Origin of the sequence: Amycolatopsis sp. NBC_00355 (assembly GCF_036104975.1) — a bacterium.
Lineage (GTDB): Bacteria > Actinomycetota > Actinomycetes > Mycobacteriales > Pseudonocardiaceae > Amycolatopsis.
This window is the reverse complement of sequence record NZ_CP107982.1, coordinates 7,384,275-7,402,372: the sequence shown is the minus strand read 5'-3', so window position 1 is coordinate 7,402,372 and position 18,098 is coordinate 7,384,275. Positions and strand designations below refer to the sequence as shown.

At 69.9% G+C, this 18,098-nt stretch carries 18 protein-coding genes; 14 read left to right on the top strand and 4 right to left on the bottom strand.

Annotation, left to right across the window (positions count from 1 at the left end; all coding sequences use genetic code 11):
* Window positions 1-89: 89 nt before the first annotated feature.
* Complete coding sequence (locus tag OHS18_RS33945; protein ID WP_328613582.1) at window positions 90-1,226, top strand: sialidase family protein; 1,137 nt, start codon at window positions 90-92, stop codon at window positions 1,224-1,226.
* Between the two features lie 75 nt (window positions 1,227-1,301).
* Window positions 1,302-2,183, top strand: a complete 882-nt coding sequence (rfbA, locus tag OHS18_RS33940) for a glucose-1-phosphate thymidylyltransferase RfbA (protein WP_328445655.1) — start codon at window positions 1,302-1,304, stop codon at window positions 2,181-2,183.
* On the opposite strand, the gene OHS18_RS33935 is transcribed toward rfbA, so the two are convergent.
* The 3 genes from OHS18_RS33935 to htpX all read right to left on the bottom strand — a co-directional run bounded on the left by OHS18_RS33935 (window position 2,180) and on the right by htpX (window position 5,535).
* Complete coding sequence (locus OHS18_RS33935; RefSeq protein WP_328613581.1) at window positions 2,180-3,490, bottom strand: NtaA/DmoA family FMN-dependent monooxygenase; 1,311 nt, start codon at window positions 3,488-3,490, stop codon at window positions 2,180-2,182. The two genes, rfbA and OHS18_RS33935, sit on opposite strands and share 4 nt — an antisense overlap.
* Window position 3,491: 1 nt before the next feature.
* A complete protein-coding gene (locus tag OHS18_RS33930; protein ID WP_328613580.1) occupies window positions 3,492-4,586 on the bottom strand; it encodes an LLM class flavin-dependent oxidoreductase in 1,095 nt (364 codons plus the stop codon).
* Window positions 4,587-4,674: 88 nt separating this feature from the next.
* On the bottom strand, window positions 4,675-5,535 hold the full coding sequence (htpX, locus tag OHS18_RS33925; protein WP_328445661.1) for a zinc metalloprotease HtpX: 861 nt from the start codon (window positions 5,533-5,535) through the stop codon (window positions 4,675-4,677).
* A gap of 143 nt (window positions 5,536-5,678) precedes the next feature.
* Between htpX and OHS18_RS33920 the strand changes: the two genes are divergently transcribed.
* The 3 genes from OHS18_RS33920 to OHS18_RS33910 are packed head-to-tail and all read left to right on the top strand — an operon-like array spanning window position 5,679 to window position 8,432.
* On the top strand, window positions 5,679-6,647 hold the full coding sequence (locus tag OHS18_RS33920; protein ID WP_328613579.1) for a YncE family protein: 969 nt from the start codon (window positions 5,679-5,681) through the stop codon (window positions 6,645-6,647).
* Window positions 6,648-6,687: 40 nt separating this feature from the next.
* Window positions 6,688-7,563, top strand: a complete 876-nt coding sequence (locus tag OHS18_RS33915) for an LLM class F420-dependent oxidoreductase (protein ID WP_328613578.1) — start codon at window positions 6,688-6,690, stop codon at window positions 7,561-7,563.
* Window positions 7,560-8,432, top strand: coding sequence for an LLM class F420-dependent oxidoreductase (locus OHS18_RS33910; RefSeq protein ID WP_328445667.1), 873 nt, complete (start codon window positions 7,560-7,562; stop codon window positions 8,430-8,432). The genes OHS18_RS33915 and OHS18_RS33910 overlap by 4 nt, the downstream gene beginning before the upstream one ends.
* A 42-nt stretch (window positions 8,433-8,474) precedes the next feature.
* Here OHS18_RS33910 and OHS18_RS33905 read toward each other — a convergent pair whose 3' ends face one another.
* Window positions 8,475-8,843 (bottom strand): YrdB family protein, encoded by a 369-nt coding sequence (locus OHS18_RS33905; RefSeq protein ID WP_328445669.1) that lies wholly within the window; start codon window positions 8,841-8,843, stop codon window positions 8,475-8,477.
* Between the two features lie 209 nt (window positions 8,844-9,052).
* On the opposite strand from OHS18_RS33905, the gene OHS18_RS33900 reads away from it, so the two are divergent.
* The 9 genes from OHS18_RS33900 to rfbC are packed head-to-tail and all read left to right on the top strand — an operon-like array spanning window position 9,053 to window position 18,096.
* Window positions 9,053-10,285 (top strand): class I SAM-dependent methyltransferase, encoded by a 1,233-nt coding sequence (locus tag OHS18_RS33900; RefSeq protein ID WP_328613577.1) that lies wholly within the window; start codon window positions 9,053-9,055, stop codon window positions 10,283-10,285.
* Between the two features lies 1 nt (window position 10,286).
* Window positions 10,287-11,078: a glucose-1-phosphate cytidylyltransferase gene (locus OHS18_RS33895; RefSeq protein WP_328445673.1), complete on the top strand. Its 792-nt coding sequence runs from the start codon at window positions 10,287-10,289 to the stop codon at window positions 11,076-11,078.
* The gene (locus OHS18_RS33890) at window positions 11,075-11,722 is read left to right on the top strand and encodes a PIG-L deacetylase family protein (RefSeq protein WP_328445675.1); all 648 of its coding nucleotides are present in this window, start codon (window positions 11,075-11,077) and stop codon (window positions 11,720-11,722) included. Before OHS18_RS33895 ends, OHS18_RS33890 begins: the two co-directional genes overlap by 4 nt.
* A 5-nt stretch (window positions 11,723-11,727) precedes the next feature.
* Window positions 11,728-12,747, top strand: a complete 1,020-nt coding sequence (locus tag OHS18_RS33885) for an NAD-dependent epimerase/dehydratase family protein (RefSeq protein WP_328613576.1) — start codon at window positions 11,728-11,730, stop codon at window positions 12,745-12,747.
* Window positions 12,747-14,030 carry a DUF4910 domain-containing protein gene (locus OHS18_RS33880; RefSeq protein ID WP_442875298.1) on the top strand — a complete coding sequence of 428 codons (1,284 nt, stop codon included), beginning with the start codon at window positions 12,747-12,749 and terminating at the stop codon, window positions 14,028-14,030. Before OHS18_RS33885 ends, OHS18_RS33880 begins: the two co-directional genes overlap by 1 nt.
* Window positions 14,031-14,035: 5 nt before the next feature.
* Entirely contained in the window at window positions 14,036-15,418 is a 1,383-nt protein-coding gene (locus OHS18_RS33875) for a hypothetical protein (protein WP_328613575.1), read from the top strand.
* Between the two features lie 7 nt (window positions 15,419-15,425).
* Complete coding sequence (locus OHS18_RS33870) at window positions 15,426-16,370, top strand: glycosyltransferase family 2 protein (RefSeq protein ID WP_326956123.1); 945 nt, start codon at window positions 15,426-15,428, stop codon at window positions 16,368-16,370.
* Window positions 16,367-17,551 carry a polysaccharide pyruvyl transferase family protein gene (locus OHS18_RS33865; protein WP_328613574.1) on the top strand — a complete coding sequence of 395 codons (1,185 nt, stop codon included), beginning with the start codon at window positions 16,367-16,369 and terminating at the stop codon, window positions 17,549-17,551. The genes OHS18_RS33870 and OHS18_RS33865 overlap by 4 nt, the downstream gene beginning before the upstream one ends.
* Complete coding sequence (gene rfbC, locus OHS18_RS33860; RefSeq protein WP_328445683.1) at window positions 17,548-18,096, top strand: dTDP-4-dehydrorhamnose 3,5-epimerase; 549 nt, start codon at window positions 17,548-17,550, stop codon at window positions 18,094-18,096. The genes OHS18_RS33865 and rfbC overlap by 4 nt, the downstream gene beginning before the upstream one ends.
* The last annotated feature ends 2 nt before the right edge of the window (window positions 18,097-18,098 follow it).

The window sequence follows — 18,098 nt, the reverse complement described above, 5'->3', positions numbered from 1 at the left end:
CCTCTAACGCGCGAACGCCGCGCGACCGTCCACAGCAGACCGCCCGCAGCGTGTTGTAATCGCGCGGTCACCGCGTGGAGAGGGTCAGGATGCGCCGTTTGCTCGTCTTCGTGCTTCCGCTGGTCCTCGTCACCGCACTGCTGACCCCCGCGAGCGCCGCCGAACGCCAGCAGCTCGTCCCCGGGTACGGCTCCTACGCCCGGCTCGTGCGGCTCGAACACTCCCCCTTCGGACGCGGGCGCATCATCGCCGCGCTCACCAGTGAAGACGCCGGGGGCAAGTTCACCCCCGTCATGGAGAGCACCGACGAGGGCGCGTCCTTCCACAAGATCGCCGAGATCCACGACCCCGACGGCCGCTACGGCATGTGCTGCGGCACCCTCTACGAACTCCCGCAGCGCGTCGGCCGGCTCCGCGCGGGCACCCTCCTGTGGGCCGCGTCCTACCGGCAGGACGCCGGGGCGCAGCGCCGCGTCGGGATCAAGATCTGGGCCAGCAAGGACGGCGGCCGCTCCTGGGGGTTCCTGGCCGAAGCCGCCCGCTCGCACAACATCGACGGCATCTGGGAGCCGGAGTTCACCGTCGACGCCGGCGGCACGCTCTGGCTGCACTTCGCCGACGAGACGCAGGCGCCGAAGTACGCGCAGGTGCTCAACCGGGTCGCCTCGACCGACGGCGTGAACTGGGGCACCAAGCAGCTCACCCTGGCCATCCCGCCGGACCGCGTCCGTCCCGGCATGCCGATCATCCGGCGGCTGCCCGACGGCCGGTACTACTTCGCCTACGAGATCTGCAACTTCCGCGACCGCTACTGCGACCCGTACTTCAAGATCTCGCCCGACGGCGCCAACTGGGGCAGCCCGACCGACCCCGGCACCCGCGTCAACACCGCGAACGGCAACTACTTCCAGCACGCGCAGACGATCACGCTGTTCCCCGGCGGGCCGAACGGCGTCCGGATCGTCATGGTCGGGCAGATCTACACCGACGCCAAGGGCAAACCGCAGCCGGGCAACGGCCAGGTCCTGCTCGCGAACGACAACTTCGGCAGCGGCAACTGGTACGAGCTGCCCGCGCCGGTGCACATCACCGGCATCTACAACAACTTCTGCCCCAACTACTCCTCGACCCTGCTGCCGGTCGACGACGGCAAGAACGTCCTGGAGATCGCGACCGAGTACAACCTCGGCTGCAAGGCCTACTTCGGCAAGGGCCCGGCCTTCTAGCGCTTCCCCATCCCGGCTCCACAGCCCGCCCCGTAGGGTGGGCGGCGGCGGTGGACCGAGCAGAGGAGGCAGCGAATGAAGGGCATCGTGCTGGCCGGAGGCAGCGGGACTCGCCTGCACCCGATCACCCAGGCGGTGTCGAAGCAGCTGCTCCCCGTCTACGACAAGCCGATGGTCTACTACCCGATCTCGGTGCTGATGCTGGCCGGGATCCGCGAGATCCTCATCATCTCCACCCCGGCCGACCTGCCGATGTTCCGCAAGCTGCTGGGCAACGGCGACCAGTTCGGCCTCTCCTTCACCTACGCCGAGCAGCCGAGCCCGAACGGGCTGGCCGAGGCGTTCGTGATCGGCGCGGACTTCATCGGCGACGACGACGTCGCGCTGGTGCTCGGCGACAACATCTTCTACGGCCAGGGCTTCTCCAGCCGGCTGCAGGCCGCGGTCCAGGACCTCGACGGCTGCGTCCTGTTCGGTTACCCCGTCAAGGATCCCGAGCGCTACGGCGTCGGCGAGGTCGGCGCGGACGGCAAGCTGGTCTCCATCGAGGAGAAGCCGGCCAAGCCCCGCTCGAACAAGGCGATCACCGGCCTGTACTTCTACGACAACCAGGTCGTCGAGATCGCGCGCGCGCTCAAGCCGTCGCCGCGCGGCGAGCTGGAGATCACCGACGTCAACCTCACCTACGTGCGCCAGGACCGCGCGACGCTCGTCGAGCTCAGCCGCGGCTTCGCCTGGCTGGACACCGGCACGCACGATTCGCTGCTGGAGGCCGGGCAGTTCGTGCAGGTGCTGGAGCACCGGACCGGCGTGCGCATCGCCTGTCTCGAGGAGATCGCGCTGCGGATGGGCTTCATCAACGCCGACGAGTGCTACGCGCTGGGCTCGAAGCTCGCGAAGTCCGGCTACGGCGACTACGTCAAGGCCGTCGCCGTCGCAGCCGGAGCTTCGGCCTAGAACAGCTGGTCGCGCAGCGTCGGCCCGGCGTACTCGGTCCGGAAGACGCCGCGTTCCTGCAGGTGGGGCACGACCTTCTCGACGAACTCGTCGAGCCCGCCCGGGGTCAGGTGCGGGGCGAGGACGAAGCCGTCGGCCGCGTCGGACTGCACGTATTCGTCGATCGCCCCGGCCACGGTCGCGGGCGAGCCGACGAACTGCTGGCGCGCGGTGGCCTCGATCACCAGCTCGCGGATCGACAGCTTCTTCTCCTCCGCGAGGGCCCGCCACTTCGCGGCCAGCGCGGCCGGGTCCTTCTCGTGGCGGACGCGGCCCCAGGTCAGCGGCGCGGCGTCCGGGTCCGGGTCGATGTCGGGCAGCGGCCCGTCGACGTCGTAAGCCGACAGGTCGCGGCTCCACACCTGCTCGAGGAACTGGATCGCGGTGGCCGGGCGGACCTGCTGGTACCGGATCTCCCGCGCGCGCTCCGCGGCCTCGGCGTCGGTGTCGCCGAGGACGAACGCCGCGGCCGGCATGATCAGCAGCTCACCGGGCTCTCGGCCGTAGGCGCTCAACCGCCGCTTGACGTCGTGGAAGAACGCCTGGCCGTCTTCGAGCGTGCCGTGCCGGCTGAAGATGACGTCGGCGGCCTTCGCGGCGAACTCGCGGCCTTCGCCGGAGTCGCCGGCCTGGATGACGACCGGCTGCCCCTGAGGTGTGCGCGGCAGGGTGAACTCACCGTGGATGTCGAACTGCGGTCCACTGTGGACGAACTTGCCGGGGTCGCGCGCGAAGACGCCGTTCTCCTTGTCCCCCAACAGGGTCCCGGGCTGCCAGCTGTCCCACAGCTCGCGCACGGTGGCCAGGAACTCCTCGGCGCGCGCGTACCGGTCCTCGCGCTCGAGGAAGCCGCCGCGCCGGAAGTTCTGACCGGTCCAGGCGTCCGGTGACGTCACGACGTTCCACGCCGCCCGCCCGCCGGAGAGGTGGTCGATGCTCGCGACCTGGCGCGCCACCTCGTAGGGCTCGTTGAACGTCGACGAGAGCGTGCCGGCCAGGCCGAGGTGGGTGGTGACGGCCGACAGCGCGGCCAGCACGGCGGTCGTGTTGGGCCGGCCGACGACGTCGGTGTCGAGGATCTTGCCCGCGTGCTCGCGCAGCCGCAGGCCTTCGGCGAGGAACAGGAAGTCGAGTTTGCCGCGCTCGGCCGTGCGGGCGAGGTGCTCGAACGACGCGAAGTCGATCTGGCTGCCCGACGCCGGGTCGCTCCACACCGTGGTGTTGTTGACGCCGGGGAAGTACGCGGCGAGCTTGATCTGCTTGGTCATCTCAGGCTCCCGGGGTGACGGCGTACTGGTTGACCGCGCGGCCGAGCCCGAGGTGCTCGCGCAACGTCTCGCCGCGGTAGGCGGACCGGAACGCGCCGGCCGCGCGCAGCGCCGGGACGACCTCGCCGGCCAGCAGGTCGAGGTCGTCGGGCAGGACCGCGGGCCGCAGGTGGAAGCCGGCGACGCCGGTCTCGGCGGCCCAGCGCGGCAGCTCGGCGGCCAGCTGCGCGGGCGTGCCGACGAACGAGAGGCCGACGGGCTCGAACGGCGTCAGCGCGTCCAGCTCGCGCCGCCGGTCCCGGGCCGTCTGCGCGGTTTCGGCCAGCACGATCGAGACCGTGGCGAGCACCTTCGCGCCGGGGAACCGCGCGGCCGCGGCGCGGACGGCGTCGAGGTGATCCGCCCTGGTCACGACCAGGTCGGCGGCGACGGCGTGCGGCGAATCGCCGTAGACCGCGGTCACCGGGTGGCCCTGCGGCGGCCGCGGCGTGATCGACGGGCCCTTCACGCTGAAGAAGCCGCCCTCGAAGTCGACGTAGTGCAGCTTGTCCCGGTCGATGAACCGGCCGGTCGCCGCGTCGCGGACGATCGCGTCGTCCTCCCAGCTGTCCCAGAGCCGGGTGACGACGTCGAGCACCTCGGCGTTCTCCGCTTCCGCGGCTGCCTCGGCGGGGGCCGGGCGACGGCCGAAGTGCGCGGCCTCGGCGTCGGTGCGCGAAGGCACGGCGAGCACGCCGGCGCGCCCGCGGCTGGCGTAGTCCAGCGTCGCGACCGACGTCGAGACGTGGAACGGCTCGGTGTGCGTGGTGGTGACCGTCGGCACCAGGCCGATCCGGCTGGTCACGGGCGCGATCGCGGACAGCGTGAGCAGCGCGTCGAGACGCCCGCGGACGACCTCCTCGCCGCCGGACTGCAGCGCCAGCGAGTCGTCGAGGGTGACGAAGTCGAGCGAAGCGGCTTCGGCGAGCTTCGCGTACTGCAGGTAGTGGCCCGAGGTGAACAGCGCGGCGGGCTCGGCCGCGGACACGCGCCACGCGGCCGGGTGATACCCGGCCCCGTCGATGGCGACGCCCAGGTGCAGCTCTGCGGAGACCATGCCTGCGCAACTCCGCGTCCCCGATGTGGATTCCCCGTCCCAGCATGTGGAAGAAACGCATCTTTCCCTACGAAAGTGACGCCTGGGGTCAGAGGCTGCCGGGGGCGCGGCGGGCCATCTCCTCGAGCCGGGCGATGCGGTCGGCGATCGGCGGGTGCGTCGAGAACATCTTGCTCAGGCCTTCGCCCGGGCGGAACGGGTTCGCGATCATCAGGTGCGACTGCGAGACCAGTTGCGGCTCGGCGACCAGCGGCCGCGCCCGCGTGCCCGCCTCCAGCTTGCGCAACGCCGAGGCGAGGCCCAGCGGGTCACCGGTCAGCTCGGCGCCGGACGCGTCCGCTTGGTACTCCCGCGACCGGCTCACGCCCATCCGGATGACGGCCGCCGCGATCGGCCCGATGAAGATCAGCAGCAGGCCGACCAGCGGGTTCCCGTCGCGGTTGTTGCCGCCGAAGAACAGCGCGATGTTCGCGAGCACGCTGATCAGGCTCGCCAGGGCCCCGGCGACGCACGAAATCAGGATGTCGCGGTTGTAGACGTGGGACAGCTCGTGACCGAGCACGGCCCGCAGCTCGCGCTCGTCGAGCAGGTCGAGGATGCCTGTAGTGCAGCAGACGGCGGCGTGACGCGGGCTGCGTCCGGTGGCGAACGCGTTCGGCGCGGCCGTCGGGCTGAGGTACAGCGCCGGCATCGGCTGGCGGGCGACCGTCGCGAGTTCGCGCACGATCCGGTACATCGCGGGCTGCTCGGCCTCGGACACCGGCTGGGCGTGCATCGCCCGCAACGCCAGCTTGTCGGAGTTGAAGTAGGCGAAGGCGTTCATCCCGAGGGCGATGACCAGGCCGATGACCAGGGCGCCGCGGCCGAAGAGCCCGCTGATCGCGACGATGATCGCCGAGAGCAGGCCGAGCAGCAACGCCGTCTTGAGTCCGTTCTGGTGCCCGTGCACGCGCGCTCGCCTCCGTCCGCTCTTTCCGCTCTTCAGGTGGGTTACCCACTGGAAACAACGCGATCGGGGGACCCGAAGTTCCTTCGCGTGATCATCGTGCGGGTTACGCTCGGGAGGCGAATCGATCACGAGCGGAGGCGCCGATGCGAGGCCGCCAGATACGCCGGAGGACCCTGTTCGCCCTGGTCGCGGCGGGTGCCGGGGCCCTGGTCCTGCCGGGGGTCGCGCGCGCGGAGAACGTCCGGTCGATCGATCTGGGCGGCGCCCCGACCGGGATCGCGGTGAACCCGGTCACCGGGCTCGGTTACGTCACGGATCCCCAGGCCGGCACCGTTTCCGTGGTGGATCCGCAGAGCGCCACGGTCGGCGCGGTGGTCCACGTCGGCGGGGCGCCCGGTGACATCGCGGTCGACCCGGTCGCCAACCGGATCTACGTCGCCAACCCGCCGGCCGGCACCGTCGTGGTGCTGGACGGCCGCACGCACGACCTGGTCAGCGTGATCGGCGCGGGCGCCGGCGCGGCCACCCTGGCGGTGGACGAGCAGGCCAACCGCGTCTACGCGGCCAGCGGCGGCACCGGCATGCTCGCCGTGCTCGACGGCGTCAGCTGCTCACTGGCGACCCTCGTGCCCGGCCCGAAACCGAGCTTGGGCGGCATCGCCGTCGACCCCGGCCGCAAGCTGGCCTACTGCGCCAGCACCGACACCGATTCGGTGGAGGTGTTCGACATCGACGCCGGGAAGTTCGTCGCGAGCGTGCACGTCGGCGCGAAGCCGACGGCGGTCGCGGTGCACGCCGCGAGCGGCACGGTGTACGTCGCGAACTCCGGCATCCACCACATGTCCATTGTGGACTCCTCGACGCGCACCGAACGCAAGACCGTTTTGCTGCGCAGTGAATCCTCCGCGCTCGCGGTGCACCAGGGCACGAACACGGTGTACACCAACGGCGGCCAGAACGGGATCGGCCGGATCGACGGCGCCACCGGCACGCTGACCGGCGACCTGTCGCTGGGTGTCAACCCCGGCGACGTCGCCGTCGACCAGCGCACGCACACGGTGTTCGTCACGGATCCTTTGCACGGCAGGGTTTCCCTGATCGGGGATTTCTGAGCAGGCACCTGGGGTAACTCCAGGTATACGGTCGGAGACTATGAAACTCGGACTGCAGATCCCCGACTTCACCTGGCCGAACGGGGCGTCCGCGCTGGGCGCCGACCTGGCCTCCGTCGTCCGCACCGCCGACCAAGCGGGCTTCGACTCCATCGCCGTGATGGACCACTTCTTCCAGATCGGCGGGGTCGGCCCCGTCGAAAACGACATGCTCGAGGCGTACACCACCCTCGGCTTCATCGCGGCGCACACCGAGCGCGCCAAGCTGCTGACCGTCGTCACCGGTGTCCTCTACCGCCACCCGGGCCTGCTGGCCAAGGCGATCACGACGCTGGACGTGCTCTCCGGCGGCCGCGCGATCCTCGGCGTCGGCGCGGGCTGGAACGAGGACGAGTCGAAGGGCCTCGGCTTCCCCTTCCCGCCGGTGAAGGAGCGCTTCGAGCTGCTGGAGGAGAACCTCCAGTACATCCTCCAGATGTGGGCCGAGGGCGACGCGCCGTTCAAGAGCGCGCACTTCGACGCTTCGCGGCTCCTGAACGTGCCGCAGGTGCTTTCGAGCCCGCGGCCGCCGATCATGATCGGGGGCGGCGGCGAGAAGAAGACCCTGCGCTTCGTCGCGAAGTACGCCGACCAGTGCAACCTCTTCAACAGCCCGGAGCTGGAGCACAAGCTCGACGTCCTCAAGCAGCACTGCGAGACCGAGGGCCGCGACTACGACTCGATCACCAAGACCGTCTACCACATCCTCGACATCGGCGAAGACGGCGAGAAGACCGACGAGCTGCTGAAGGAGCTGGAGCGGCTGAACGGGCTCGGCATCGAGGTCGCCCTCGGCATGGTCCCGCACGTGCACAACCAGGCGGTGCTCGAGAAGTTCGGCACCGACGTCATCCCGGCCGCGGAGAACATCGGATGAAACTAGGTCTCCACCTCGCCCAGCAGACGTACCCGAACGGCCCGGCGGCCCTCGGCGCCGACCTCGCCGCGACGGCCCGCGCCGCCGACGAAGCCGGCTTCGGCTACCTGTCGGTGATGGACCACTTCTTCCAGATCTCGCGCTACGGGCCGCCCGAGCACGAGATGCTGGAGGCGTACACCACGCTCGGCTTCCTGGCGGCGCACACGTCGCAGGTGAAGCTGTTGACGCTGGTCAGCGGCGTGATCTACCGCCACCCGGGCCTGCTCGCCAAGGCGATCACGACACTGGACGTGCTCTCCGGCGGCCGCGCGGTGCTCGGCCTCGGCGCGGGCTGGAACGAGGAGGAAGCGCGTGGCCTCGGCATGCGCTACCCGTCGACGAAGGAACGCTTCGAGCAGCTGGAGGACGCGCTGCGGTACGTCCACCAGATGTGGTCATCGGATGATTCGGGCTTCACCGGCACCCACGTGACGGCGGAGCGGCTCATGAACGTCCCGCAGGCGCTGTCCCGTCCCCACCCGCCGATCATGATCGGCGGAGGCGGCGAGAAGAAGACGCTGCGCTTCGTCGCGAAGTACGGCGACGCCTGCAACCTGATCGCGGGGCCCGACCTGGAGCACAAGCTGTCGGTACTCCGGGCGCACTGCGAAGCGGAGGGCCGCGACTACAGCGAGATCACCAAGACGGTGGCCCTGTGGCTCGACACGGGCGCGGACGGCTCGTCGACCGGGGCGCTGCTGGAGGAGCTGGAGCGCCTGGCCGGCCTGGGCATCGACGCGGTCCTCGGCTGGGTCCCGGGCGTCCCGGACCTCGCGGTGATCGAGCGTTTCGCCACGGACGTCATCCCGGTGGCGAACAAGCTCTGACCTGCGGTTTTCGAAGGCCTCCCCGTCTTGACGGGGAGGCCTTCAGCCGTCTTTGGCGACGCGCCGGGTCAGCGCCGCGACGCCGATCCCGACGACCGCCAGCACGATCCCGGCGACCACCCAGCCGACCAGCGCCAGCACCACGCCGGTCACCGCGAAGAGGACGAACTCCACCAGGAAACGGGCCGGTTCCGGGAGCCGCCGGTTCGCCTTCGGAGCGATGAACAGACCCCAGATCGCGGCCGCCACCACCGGCAGCAAGATCGCGTCGACGATCGCCGGCGCCAAGCCGCCGCCGAGCTGGGTGCCGGCCAGGGCCAGGCCGCCCAAAAGTGCCAGTTCCGTCAGGAACCGGACCGTCAGCACCACACCAGCGACCCCGCTCAGGCGGGGAGTCGGCTCCGAAGTCATCCGCCCAGCGTAGGGCCCAGGTCCACTGTGGACGTTACGGATCCGGACCGGCACTATCCGTGATCTGCGCCACAGGTCACCTGGTCGGCGTGGTGATGTTGCGGTTCCGAATCGGTCCACCGACCCGCCACGCGTCGCTGTAACGACCTTCCGCCGCCGCTCGACGTGTCTAACGCATATCGCGACCGCGAGTCCAAGGAGCCTGGTAGATGACCACATGTCGACTCTGCGGTTCGACAAACACGGCCAGCGTCGTGGACCTCGGCGCGACTCCCCCGTGTGAGCGATTTCTGACCGCCGAACAGCTCGACGAGCCGGAAGCCACTTTCCCGCTGCACCTCATCGTGTGCACCGAGTGCTGGCTGGCGCAGATCCCGCCGTTGATCGACCCGGACGACACCTTCACGGAGTACGCGTACTTCTCCTCCTTCTCGACGTCGTGGGTGGAGCACGCGAAGCGGTTCGTCGACGGCTCGGTGGAGCGGCTGGGCCTGGACGAGAAGTCGTTCGTCGTCGAAGTCGCCAGCAACGACGGTTACCTGCTCAAGCACGTCGTCGGCCACGGGATCCGGTGTCTGGGTGTCGAACCTTCGGTGAACGTCGGGCAGGCGGCGCGCGACGCCGGCGTGCCCACCCTGACGGCCTTCCTCTCCGAGGAAACCGGCCGTCAGGTGCGCGAGGAGCACGGGCCGGCCGACCTGGTCGCCGCGAACAACGTCTACGCGCACATCCCCGACGTCCTCGGCTTCACCAAGGGCCTGCGCGCCCTGGTCGCGGACGACGGCTGGGTCTCCATCGAGGTCCAGCACCTGCTCACGCTGATCGAGAAGAACCAGTACGACACGATCTACCACGAGCACTTCCAGTACTACACGGTCGAATCGGCCCGCCGCGCGCTGGCGACCGGCGGCCTGACCGTGGTCGACGTCGAGCTCGTGCCGACGCACGGCGGGTCGATCCGGCTCTGGGCGCGTCCCGACGAGGTCGCGGGCGAGCCCAGCGAGCGGATGACCGACGTGCTGGAGCAGGAGAAAGCCGCCGGGCTGCACGAGCTGTCCGGGTACACCGAGTTCGCCGAGCGCGTCACCCGCGTGCGGCTGGACCTGCTGAAGTTCCTCATCGAGGCGCGCAACGACGGGAAGACCGTCGTCGGCTACGGCGCCCCGGGCAAGGGCAACACCCTGCTGAACCACTGCGGGATCCGCACGGACCTGCTGAGCTACACCGTCGATCGCAACCCGTACAAGCACGGCCGCTTCACCCCGGGCACGCGCATCCCGGTGCTGCCCCCGGAGCGGATCGAAGCCGATCGGCCCGACTACGTGCTCGTTCTCCCGTGGAACCTCCGGGAGGAACTGACCGAACAGCTGTCGTTCGTGGGTGCCTGGGGCGGAAAGCTCGTGTTCCCCATTCCCCGCCTGGAAATCGTCGAGGTGTCGTGAAGTGAAGGTCGTACTGTTCTGCGGTGGTTACGGGATGCGGATGCGCAACGGCGCGGCCGACGACGTCCCGAAGCCGATGGCCATGGTCGGCCCGAGACCGCTCATCTGGCACGTCATGCGGTATTACGCGCACTTCGGGCACACGGAGTTCATCCTGTGCCTCGGCTACGGCGCGGCGCACATCAAGAACTTCTTCCTGAACTACCAGGAAACCATTTCCAACGACTTCATCCTGCGCAACGGCAAGCCGGAGCTGCTGTCGACGGACATCGCCGACTGGACGATCACCTTCGTGCAGACCGGGATCGAGTCGCCGATCGGCGAGCGCCTGCGCCGCGTCCGCGACTACCTCGACGGCGAGGAGATGTTCCTCGCGAACTACGCCGACGTCCTGTCCGACGCGCCGCTGCCCGACATGATCGAACGCTTCGAGAACACCGACGCCGGCGCGTCGATGATGGTCGTGCCGCCGCAGTCGTCGTTCCACTGCGTCGAGATGAACGAGGGCGGCATGGTCGGCGCGATCACCGCCGTCAGCGAGATGCCGCTGTGGGAGAACGGCGGGTACTTCGTGCTGCGCCAGGAGGTCTTCGACCACATCCCGGAGAACGGCGACCTGGTCGCCGACGGCTGCGGCGAGCTGGCCAAGCGCGGCCGGCTGCTGGCCTACCCGTACCGCGGGTTCTGGAAGCCGACCGACACGGTCAAGGAGCGCGCGGCACTCGACGACGCGTACACGCACGGCAAGAAGCCCTGGGCGCTCTGGGAGCAGCCCGCCGCGAGCACCGCGTGATCGGGCTGCGGCCGGGACGGCTCGGCAGTGTCGTCGCCCTCGGCGCGCACTGCGACGACATCGCGATCGGCGCCGGCGGCACCCTGCTGACGATCTGCAATTCGCGGCCCGGCCTGCGGGTCGACGCGCTGGTCCTCTCCGGCGGTGGCACACCCCGCGAGGACGAGGAGCGTGCGGCGCTGGCGGCGTTCTGCCCCGGCGCGCAGGTCGACGTCACGGTGCTGAAGCTCCCCGACGGCCGGTTCCCGGCGCACTGGGAAGAGGCCAAGAACGCGCTGGAGGAGCTGCGGCGGCGGACCGACCCCGACGTCATCCTGGCGCCGCGCACCGACGACGCGCACCAGGACCACCGCGGGCTGGCCAAGCTGGTGCCGACGGCGTTCCGCGACCACCTGGCGCTGGGCTACGAGATCGTCAAGTGGGACGGCGACCTCGGCGCCCCGTCCGTCTACCAGCCCCTCGACGACGACGTCGCCGAGGAGAAGGTGCGGCTGCTGCAGACGCACTACGCGTCGCAGCGGCACCGCGGCTGGTACGACCGGGAGGCCTTCCTCGGCCTGGCCCGGATCCGCGGGATCGAAGCGGCCGCGAAGTACGCCGAAGCGTTTTTCGTCAAGAAACTCACTCTCGACCTGAAGGGCTGAATTCGATGCGGGTGTTGCTGACGGGGCACAAGGGCTACCTGGGCACGGTGATGGCCCCGGTGCTCGCCGCGGCCGGCCACGAGGTCGTCGGCCTCGACTCCGGGCTGTTCGAACAGTGCCTGCTCGGACCCGCGCCGGCCGACCCGGGCGGCTACGCGGTCGACCTGCGCGACGTCACGGCCAAGCACGTGACCGGCGTCGACGCGGTGATCCACCTGGCCGCGCTGTCGAACGACCCGCTGGGTTCGCTCGCGCCCGAGCTGACCTACGACATCAACCACCACGCGTCGGTGAAGCTCGCGAAGCTGGCGAAGGACGCCGGCGTCGGTCGGTACCTCTACGCGTCGACCTGCTCGGTGTACGGCGCGGGCGGCGACAACCTCGTCAACGAGGACGCGCCGCTGAAGCCCGTGACGCCGTACGCCGAGTCGAAGGTGCGCGTCGAGGCCGACGTCCACGAGCTCGCCGACGACGACTTCACCCCGGTCTACATGCGCAACGCGACGGCGTTCGGCTACTCGCCCCGCCTGCGCGGCGACATCGTGCTGAACAACCTCACGGCGCACGCGCACCTGTCCGGCGAGGTGCTGGTGCTCTCCGACGGCACGCCGTGGCGGCCGCTGGTGCACGCCCAGGACATCGCGCGCGCGTTCACCGCCGCGCTGACGGCGCCGAAGGAGGCCGTGCACAACAAGGCCTTCAACATCGGCACCGAGGACAACAACGTCACCGTCGCCGAGATCGCCCAGGAGGTCGTCGAGGCCGTGCCGGGCTCGACCCTGAACATCACCGGCGAGGCCGGCGCCGACCCGCGCTCCTACCGCGTCGACTTCTCGCGCTTCCGCGAGGCCATCCCGGGCTTCGCCTGCGAGTGGTCGGTCAAGGACGGCGCCGTCGAGCTGATCGAGGCCTACCGGAAGTTCGGCCTGACCAGGGAGTCGTTCGACAAGCTGTTCACCAGGCTCGCCTGGCTGCGCAGCGAGGGCGAAGCGGGCCGCGTCGACGACACCATGCGGCGGCACTAGTGGCGGGCGGCGCGCAGCTGCGGACCGGGGCGGAACTGCACGCCCTGGTCGAGCGGCTGTACCCGATCTGCCGCAGCATCACCGGCGACGGCGTGCGGCAGACCCTGGACATCATCGGCGAGCACATTCCGCTGGAGCGGCACGAGGTCCCGACCGGCACCCAGGTGCTGGACTGGACGATCCCGCAGGAGTGGAACATCCGCGACGCGTACGTCGCCGCGCCTTCCGGTGAGCGGGTAATCGACTTCCGGGAGTCGAACCTGCACGTCGTCGGCTACAGCGTCCCGGTGTCGGAACGGCTGCCGCTGAGCGAGCTGCGGGAGCACCTGCACACGCTGCCGGACCAGCCGTCGTGGGTGCCCTACCGGACCAGCTACTACGCCCCGGCCTGGGGATTCTGCCTCGCGCAGGAGAAGCTGGACGCGCTGCCCGACGGCGAGTACGACGTCGTCATCGACTCGACACTGGCCGACGGCTCGCTCACCTACGGCGAGCACGTCGTCCCGGGCCGCGTCACCGACGAGGTCATCGTCTCCTGCCACGTGTGCCACCCGTCGCTGGCCAACGACAACCTCGCCGGCATCGCCGTCGCGATCTCGCTGGCCCAGCAGCTGGCTCTCACCCAGCCCCACTACACGTACCGGTTCCTGTTCATGCCAGGCACGATCGGCTCGATCACCTGGCTCGCGCGCAACTCTTCGCGGATCGAAAAGATCAAGCACGGGGTGGTGCTGGCGTGCGCGGGCGACCCGGGCCCGCTGACGTACAAGAAGTCCCGCCGCGACGACGCCGAGATCGACCGCGTAGTGCAGCACGTGCTTCGCTCGCGCGAGCACAAGGTCGTCGACTTCTCGCCGTACGGCTACGACGAGCGCCAGTTCTGCTCGCCGGGCTTCAACCTCGGCGTCGGCTCCCTGACGCGGACGCCGTACGCGGGCTACCCGGAGTACCACACCTCCGCCGACAACCCGGGCTTCGTCTCGCCCGCGGCCATGGAGGACACGCTCGGCGCGCTTCGCGACGCTTTCGGCGTCCTGGACCGCAACCGCCGCTACGTCAACCTCAGCCCGTACGGCGAGCCGCAGCTCGGCAAGCGCGGGCTGTACAGCTCGCTCGGCGGCCGCAGCGACGCCAAGGAAGCCCAGATGGCGATGCTCTGGGTGCTCAGCCTCTCCGACGGCGACCACTCGCTCCTCGACATCGCCGAACGGGCCGGGCTGCCGTTCGACATCGTCGACGTCGCGGCTCGTGCCCTGCACGACGCCGGCCTGGTCAAGGAGTGAGCGACGTGGCCAACCATCGCCGGGCCGCCGGTTCGCTGCTCCGGAACGGCGCCGTGCGCGCCATGGCCGGACGGCTGAGCTGGGGCCTCGGCGACCAGGCGGTGTCGAGCCTGACCAACTTCGCCGTCGGCCTGTACGTCGCGCGTTCGCTCGGGACGTTCGCCTTCGGCGTCTTCAGCCTCGCCTGGGTGACCTACGGCGTGGTGCTGAACGTCTCGCGCGGCCTGGCCACCGACCCGCTGATGGTGCGCTTCAGCGCCGTCGCGCGGGATCGCTGGCGCTCCGGCGTCGCGAGCGCGTCCGGCACCGCGATCGGTGTCGGCTGCGTGACCGGCGTGATCAGCCTGGTCGCCGGGCTGGCCGCGGGCGGCCCGCTCGGCAGCGCGTTCGTCGCGCTCGCCGTGGTGCTTCCCGGGCTGCTGCTGCAGGACGCCTGGCGCTTCGCGTTCTTCGCCAAGGGCGAGGGCAAGAAGGCGTTCATCAACGACTGCGTCTGGGGCGTGGCCCTGCTGCCGGCGCTGTTCGTCGCCGCCCAGATCCACACCGTGGTCGCGTTCGTGCTGGCCTGGGGCCTCTCCGGCGCGGTCGCGGCCCTGTTCGGCTGGTTCCAGACCGGCATCCTCCCCCACCCCCGCGAAGCGCTGGGGTGGTTCCGGCAGCAACGCGACCTGAGCGTCCGCTACCTCGTCGAGAACGTCAGCAACAGCGGCGCGTCCCAGCTGCGCGCGTACGGCCTCGGCGCGATCGCCGGCATCACGGCGGTCGGCGCGGTCCGCGGCGCCGAGCAGCTCCTCGGCCCGTTCCTGGCCCTGCTCATGGGGCTGTCCCTGGTCACCGTCGCCGAGGGCGCACGGGTGCTCAAGCGGGCGCCACACCGGCTGAAGCACTTCTGCGTGATCCTCGGCGGCGGCCAGGCCGGCGCCGCCCTGTGCTGGGGCCTCGGGCTGCTGTTCCTGGTCCCCGACTCGGCCGGCCGCTGGGTGATGGGCTCGGTGTGGGACTCGTCGTCCCCGCTGATCCTGCCGGTCACCCTCGCCGTGGTCGGCGCGAGCTTCGCGACCGGCGCCGCCGCCGGTCTCCGTGCCCTCGGCGCCGCCCCGCGGAGCCTGCGGTCGCAGCTGATCGCCTCCCTCTTCTACGTCACGTTCGGCATCACCGGAGCCTTCCTGGGTGACGCGGCCGGATCCGCGTGGGGCGTCGCGACCGCGACGCTCACCGGGTCCGTCATCTGGTGGTGGCAGCTGCGGCTCGGGCTTCGCGAGTACGTGCCGCCGGCCCTGGACGACGCCGGGGCCAACGAGACCACGATCGTCTTCGCGCCGATCAAGGAGACGATCAACGAAACCACCGTGGTCTTCGCCCCGATCCAAGAGCCGATCAAGGAATGAGGACTCCATGACCACCGTCCCGCGGCTGAGCCTCGGCCTTCCGGTGTACAACGGCGAGGAGTACCTCGCCGAGTCACTGGACGCGCTGCTCGGCCAGACCTACGAGGACTACGAGCTGATCATCTCGGACAACGCGTCCACCGACGCGACCGACGAGATCTGCCGCCGCTACGCCGAGAAGGACTCGCGGATCCGCTACGTCCGCCAGCCGAAGAACATCGGCGCGACACCGAACCACAACTTCGTGTTCGACGTCTCCCGCACCGAGCTCTTCAAGTGGGTCTCCCACGACGACCTCTACGCCCGCGACCTCCTCAAGCGCTGCATCGAAGCCCTCGACGAGCGCCCGGACGTCATCCTCGCCCACTGCGACCAGGCCATCATCGACGGCGACGGCCGCATCGTCCAGCCGCTCGAGTACACCCTCGACACCGGCTCCCGGCACGCCCCGGACCGTTTCCGCAGCATCCTGTTCGAGCCCGGCGGCGACGACTTCTACGGCGTCATCCGCGCCGACGTCCTGCGCCGCGTCAAGCCGCTCGACAGCTACCACCACGCCGACCGCACGTACTCGGCCGAGATGGCCCTGCACGGCCCCTTCTACCAGGTGCCCGAGCTGCTGTACTTCCGCCGCGACCACCCGGGCCGCGCAGAGCGGGCCAACCCGACCATCCGGAGCCGGTGCGCCAACCTCGACCCGCGGCGCGCGGACCGGCTCCGGAATCCCACCGTCCGCCTGGTCGGCGAGTACATCGTCGGGTTCGCCGACCTGATCCGCCGCTCCCCGATCTCGGGCGCCGACAAGCGCGAGTGCTTCCGGCACCTCGGCAGCTGGCTGACCGACCGCGCGCGCTCCGGCCACGGCGAGCGCGTCGAGGACCGCGCGCCGACCGCCTCCGACGTCGCCACGGTCAACGAGATCGTGGCCGGCCGGGAAGGCAGGCTCGCGTGAGGCGTGCCCCACGCGTCGGAGTGTTCGGCCTGCTCGGCTCGGGAAACCTCGGCAACGACGGTTCCCTCGAAGCCGTGCTCGGCTACCTGCGCGCCGAGTACCCGGACGCGGTGCTGAGCGCCCTCGTGGGCGGTCCGGAGATCGTCCGCGAGCGGTACGGCCTCGACACCACGCCGCTGCACTGGAACCAGTCCGAGTACGAGACGGCGTCCGGCCTCCGGTCGATCGTCCTCAAGGGACTCGGCAAGCTCGTCGACATCGGCCGCACGGCCGCGTGGGTCCGCAAGCAGGACGTCGTGATCGTGCCCGGCATGGGCGTCCTCGAAGCAACGCTTCCGTTGCGCCCCTGGGGTTTTCCGTATTCGCTGTTCCTCCTCTCGGCCACGGGAAAGCTCTTCGGGACGAAGGTCGCGCTGGTCAGCGTCGGCGCCAACGAGATCAGCGCACGGGCCACGCGGACGCTGGTCCGCTGGGTCGGCCGGCTCGCGGCCTACCGCTCCTACCGCGACGACATCTCCCGCGACGCGATGCGCGCCATGGGCGTCGACACCAGCCGCGACCAGGTGTACCCGGACCTGGCGTTCTCCCTCCCCACTCCGGACGGCGCCGGCACGCCGGGCACCGTCGGCGTCGGTGTGATGGCCTATTACGGCGGCAACGACGACCGCGCCGAGGCCGACCGGATCTACCGCCACTACGTCGACACGATGAACCGTTTTGTCGCTTGGCTCGTTGACCAGGACAGACCGGTCCGGCTCTTCATCGGCGATCAGATCGACCGGCAGGTCGTCGACGAGATCATCGAGAAGACCGCTTCCCCGCTGGTGACGGCGGCCTCGGCGGAGACCCTGGACGAACTGATGCACGAGATGGCCGCGGTGGACCGCGTGGTGGCGACGCGCTACCACAACGTGCTCTGCGCCCTGAAGGTCGCGAAACCGACCGTGGCGATCGGGTACGCGCCGAAGAACGACGTCCTCATGACGGAGATGGGGCTCGGCGGTTTCACCCAGCGGGCGAAGACCGTCGACTTCGACCGTCTCGTCGAGCAGTTCACCGAACTGGAGAACCGGTCGGCCGAACTGCGCCAGACGCTGCTGGAACGGAACGAGATGAACGCGCAACGGCTCAAGGACCAGTTCGCCGCCCTTTCGGCGGCCCTCTTCGGGGGTGGGCGATGAAGGCCATTCCGGTGCCCGAAATCGAGGGCGTGTACCTGTTCGAACCGACACCACACGCCGACGAACGCGGCTTCTTCAGCCGCACCTTCGACCGCGAGGTCGTCGCGTCCGTCGGGATCGATCCCGACGGCTTCGCCCAGGACAGCCTTTCCCGGTCCCGCAAGGGAGTCGTGCGCGGGATGCACCTGCGCGGCGGGGCCGGCGAATCGAAGCTCGTGCGCTGTTCGCACGGCGCGATCTTCGACGTCGTGGTGGACCTCCGACCGGATTCCCCGACATTCCGAAATATCAAGACGTTCGAACTTTCGGGTGAGACGCAGGTTTCCGTGTACATCCCCGCGGGGTGCGCGCACGGATTCCAGTCACTCACCGATCCCTCCGACGTTTCGTACCGTATCGATCGGGCGCACAACCCGAACGAAGACATTACGATTTCGTACAAAGACCCTGAATTGGACATTTCCTGGCCACTGTCAGTCACACTGGTGAGTGACCGAGACGAACGTGCGCCGTCTCTCGGAGAGGCGTTGAAACCAACGAGGTGACC